The 529-nt window shown below is 67.7% G+C and carries 1 protein-coding gene; it reads left to right on the plus strand.

Annotated elements, in window-relative coordinates:
* Positions 1-529: tyrosine-type recombinase/integrase (locus tag FPZ47_RS27905; protein WP_144957556.1), on the plus strand; the 529-nt coding region annotated here is incomplete at both ends.

A 529-nucleotide genomic window follows, 5' to 3' on the forward strand; every position in this document is an offset into this window, starting at 1 on the left:
TGGGCGTGGTCCGGGGCTTCGCCGAGTATGTGCGGCACACCGATCCCGCCACGCAGGTGCCTCCGCGGAACCTGCTGCCCGGCAACTACCGTCGGGTCGCTCCGTACCTGTACTCCGACGGCGAGATCGCCGCGTTGATGGCTGCGGCGCGTCTGCTTGCTCCGCCGCTGCGCGCCGCGACCTACGAGACGCTCATTGGACTGATCGCGGTCACCGGGCTGCGGATCGGGGAAGCGATCGGCTTGGACCGCGACGACATCGACGAACAAGCGCGGCTGTTGACGGTGCGCGACGGCAAACGAGGCGGGCGGCGGGTACCCCTGCACGAAACCACATTGCACGCGCTGATCGACTATGGGCGCGTGCGCGATCGGCAGTTAACACAGCCTGTGTCGGCGAGTCTGTTGGTCTCCATCCGAGGAACACGGCTGTGCCGGTCCTCGATCTACGCCACGTTTCCGAAGCTGCTCGGTCAGGCCGGAATCGGAGCCGACCAGCCACGCCGGCCACGCGTGCATGACCTGCGCCA

The organism is Mycobacterium helveticum (genome assembly GCF_007714205.1).
In the GTDB taxonomy this organism is placed as follows: domain Bacteria; phylum Actinomycetota; class Actinomycetes; order Mycobacteriales; family Mycobacteriaceae; genus Mycobacterium; species Mycobacterium helveticum.